Here is a 1,066-nt window from a genome sequence, read left to right as displayed (position 1 = left end):
ACGCCGATCCAAAGCCCTTCGTTTGGACCAAATCCGCTACAGACATTCTTGAAAAGGTCGCCAGGGGGCGACAGGCGTTAGAGTCACAACACTAGGCGCACGTCCTCGATCAACACACTGCGTCCTGGTCAGTTCAACTCCGAAACGTAACATGGGTATGATCGCCGCGCAGCGTCCGACAGAGCCAGGTCGAGTTCAAAGACCTGGAGTGTGTTAGCTTTGCTTGTTTGGGTCAACATCTGCCCCTCCGGCGCATAAGCAAATCCTCTACCCCCAAATACGGTGCCACTCTTTGAGCGGCCAGTTCGATTTGAGCTGACAACGTAGGCACCGGAAACCAATGATGCCATGGCAGCGGCCGTTTTCCACATTGTTGTGTCTCTGCCAGTCGCTCGAGGGATGATAATAAGGGAAGCCTCTTGCTTGCCGTAGGCCCGAGCGTGTTCGTTGAACATAGCCTCGGTACAAAGCAAGATTCCCACTTTGATTCCAAGAACCTCGTTGACGGCAAATCCAGATCCATCGCCAACAAACCAATCGTCTTCATACCAACCAGGTTCAGATGGGAAATATTGCTTCCGGTGAAGGGCGCGTACATATCCGTGCTCAAGAACGAACGCTTCGTTGACTAATCGTTCGTTGTACCAGATAGGCCGAGATGAAATGATGGCCGGTAGTTTTAAAGCAGCCAGCGCCTCAAGGCCTCTCTCGTGGGCGTCAATGCTGTATCTGGCGAGGTCTTCCGAAAAACTTCGCTCATCGGCAATCCAACGGCCAAAAGGAAGTTCGTTCGTAACGAGTAAATCAATTTCAGCCGCCTGGATCGAGCACATCAGTCGTTGCCACTCACCATGATCGACTGACAACCCCTCTGGCCACTCAACAAATGCGATCTTCATATTGGACTCGGTTCACTGCGCAGAATATCTCCAACCTAACGCCTGCGTACGACAAAGTCGCCACAATAGGGAACGCCCTGCTCATTTCTAATGTTAGTGGGACTGCCATTCGACGCGGTGTATACGCAAAACGCACGATAGTGGAATTTTGACAGTAAATTTTCCGA

General features: G+C 51.6%; 1 protein-coding gene. It reads right to left on the bottom strand.

Annotation, left to right across the window (positions count from 1 at the left end; translation table 11 throughout):
* Positions 1 to 128: 128 nt before the first annotated feature.
* Entirely contained in the window at positions 129 to 899 is a 771-nt protein-coding gene (locus B060_RS0123585; RefSeq protein ID WP_018084237.1) for a carbon-nitrogen hydrolase family protein, read from the bottom strand.
* Between the last annotated feature and the right edge of the window lie 167 nt (positions 900 to 1,066).

This window comes from Asticcacaulis benevestitus DSM 16100 = ATCC BAA-896, assembly GCF_000376105.1.
GTDB lineage: Bacteria > Pseudomonadota > Alphaproteobacteria > Caulobacterales > Caulobacteraceae > Asticcacaulis > Asticcacaulis benevestitus.
The sequence above is the reverse complement of the archived record's forward strand: the minus strand, read 5'-3'. Positions and strand labels throughout refer to the sequence as shown.